At 73.9% G+C, this 2,762-nt stretch carries 1 protein-coding gene; it reads right to left on the bottom strand.

The features are described from left to right. Positions 1-2,762, bottom strand: a 2,762-nt coding sequence (locus tag PV721_RS42660) for a beta-ketoacyl synthase N-terminal-like domain-containing protein (protein ID WP_319734176.1), incomplete at both ends; no start/stop codon positions are given.

The following is a 2,762-nucleotide window of genomic DNA, read 5'->3' as shown; positions in this document are numbered from 1 at the left end:
CCGTGGTGGGTGGGGAGGGTGTTGAGGATTTCGGTTTCGGTGGCTTCGATGGCGATCATGGCGCCGCCGGTGGGGGCGGACTGCATCAGACGGCCGCGGACGGCCACCAGGGTGCAGGCGTCGTCCAGGGAGAGGACCCCGGCGACGTGTGCGGCGGCCAGCTCGCCCACCGAGTGGCCGAGCAGGTAGTCGGGGGTCAGCCCGTAGTGCTCCACCAGCCGGAACAGGGCGACCTCGACGGCGAACAGGGCGGGCTGCGTGTACTGCGTCCGGTTGAGGAGAGCAGCCTGCTCGCTGCCCTCGCCGGCGAGGATCAGTTCCTTGAGCGACAGACCCAGGTGGGCGTCCATCCGCGTGCAGACGGCGTCGAGCGCCTCGGCGAACGCCGGGTGGGTCTCGTACAGTTCGCGGCCCATCCCGGGACGCTGACTGCCCTGACCCGTGAACAGGAACGCGAGTCCGGAGGCCCCGTTCGCCCTGCCGGAGTCCCCGGTCACCAGCTGCGGTACGGACTCTCCCCGGGCCAGCGCGTCCAGGCCCGCCAGCAGACCCGCCGGGTCGTCGGCGAGGACGACCGCACGGTCGGGGAGCGCCGCCCGGGTGGTGGCCAGCGCGTGACCGATGTCCAGGTGCGCGAGGTCGAATCCGCCTTCCGTGCCGGCCTCGGCGGCGAGCCGCCGCAGCTGGGCCGCCCGGGCGCGCAGGCCCTCCGTACCGCGGCCGGAGAGCACCCAGGGCAGTTGGGCGGGGGTCGCCGGGTCGCGGGACTCCGTTGCCTCGGCGGCGGGGGCCTGTTCGAGGACGACGTGGGCGTTGGTGCCGCTGATCCCGAAGGAGGAGACGGCGGAGCGCCGCGGCCGGTCGGTCTCCGGCCACGGGGTCGCCTCGGTGAGGAGTGACACCGCGCCGCTCGACCAGTCCACGTGCGGACTCGGCGCGTCGACGTGCAGGGTGCGCGGGAGCGTGCCGTGGTGCATGGCCATGACCATCTTGATGACGCCGCCGACGCCGGCGGCGGCCTGGGAGTGGCCGATGTTGGACTTGAGCGAGCCGAGGTGGAGGGGATGGTCGGCGTCGCGGTCCTGGCCGTAGGTGGCGAGGATGGCCTGTGCCTCGATGGGGTCGCCGAGGGTGGTCCCGGTGCCGTGGGCCTCGACGGCGTCGACGTCGGAGGGTGAGAATCCGGCGGCGGCGAGTGCCTCGCGGATGACCCGCTCCTGGGAGGGGCCGTTGGGGGCGGTGAGTCCGTTGCTGGCGCCGTCCTGGTTGACGGCGGATCCGCGGACGACGGCGAGGATCTCGTGGCCGTTGCGGCGGGCGTCGGAGAGCCGCTCCAGGAGCAGGACGCCGACGCCCTCGCTCCACGTCGTACCGTCCGCCGCAGCCGCGAACGACTTGACCCGGCCGTCGGGCGCGAGCCCGCGCTGGCGGCTGAACTCCACGAAGGGCCGCGGAGTGGCCATGACGGTGGCGCCGCCCGCCACGGCGAGGGTGCACTCGCCCTGGCGCAGGGCCTGCGAGGCCAGGTGCAGGGCGACGAGGGAAGAGGAGCAGGCCGTGTCGACGGTGATGGCCGGGCCCTCCAGCCCGAAGGTGTAGGACAGCCGCCCGGAGGCGACGCTGCCGGCACTGCCGGTGCTCAGGTAGCCCTCGTACTCGGCCGGAACGGCGGACAGGCGGGAGGCGTAGTCGTCGTACATGGTGCCGACGAACACGCCGGTGCGGCTGCCGCGCAGGGTGGTCGGGTCGATGCCCGCCTGCTCGAAGCTCTCCCAGGTGGTCTCGAGCAGCAGGCGCTGCTGCGGGTCGATCGCGAACGCCTCCCGGGGGGAGACGCCGAAGAACTCGGCGTCGAACCGGTCGGCGTCGTAGAGGAACCCGCCGTGCCGGGTGTAGCTCTTGCCCGCCCGGGCCGGGTCCGGGTCGTAGAGGTCGTCGACGTCCCAGTCGCGGTTGGCGGGGAAGGGGCCGATGGCGTCGGTGCCGTCGGCGACGAGCCGCCACAGCTCCTCGGGGGAGCGGGCGTCACCGGGATAGCGGCAGGCCATGCCGACGATCACGATCGGGTCGTCCTGGTCGGCGCCCGCGCCGGCCGCCGCCTGCCGGACCGGCCGGGCAGCGGCCTCACCCGCGATCTTGGCGAGCTCGGCGACGACGAAGTCGGTGAGCGCGGCCGGAGTGGGGTGGTCGAAGACGGCGGTCGCGGGAACCGCGATACCGCTGTCCGAGGCCAGCCTGCGGCGCAGCTCCATACCGGTGAGGGAGTCCATGCCCAGCTGGATGAAGGGCCCGCTGTCGTTGACGGCGGCGGGGCCCGCCAGGCCGAGCACGGCGGCGACGGTGGTCCGCACGAGCTCACCGGCGGCACGCCGGCGGTCGGCCGGGGGCAGTCCGGCGGTGCGCTCGGCCCAGGAGGAACCGGTGGCCGCGGCTGCGCGTCGCCGCGGAGCGCGGACCAGGGTGCGTAGCAGGGCGGGCGCGGACCGGTCCGGAGAGCGCAGCGCCTTGAGGTCCAGCTCGATCGGCACCAGCTCCGGCCGGCCGGCGGTGAGCGCGGCGTCGAAGAGCTCCATGCCGCGTTCCGGGGTCAGCGGAAGGATGCCCTTGGCGGCCCACCGCTTGATGTCGGCCTCCGAGAACTGGGCGGCCATGCTGCCGGTACTCGTGTCCCAGAGTCCCCAGGCGAGGCTGGTGGCGGGGAGGTTGTGGTGGTGGCGGTGGTGGGCGAGGGCGTCGAGGTAGGTGTTGGCGGCGGCGTAGTT

This window comes from Streptomyces sp. MB09-01 (genome assembly GCF_033794505.1).
Taxonomy (GTDB): Bacteria; Actinomycetota; Actinomycetes; order Streptomycetales; family Streptomycetaceae; genus Streptomyces.
This window is presented reverse-complemented; position numbering and strand designations above follow the sequence as displayed.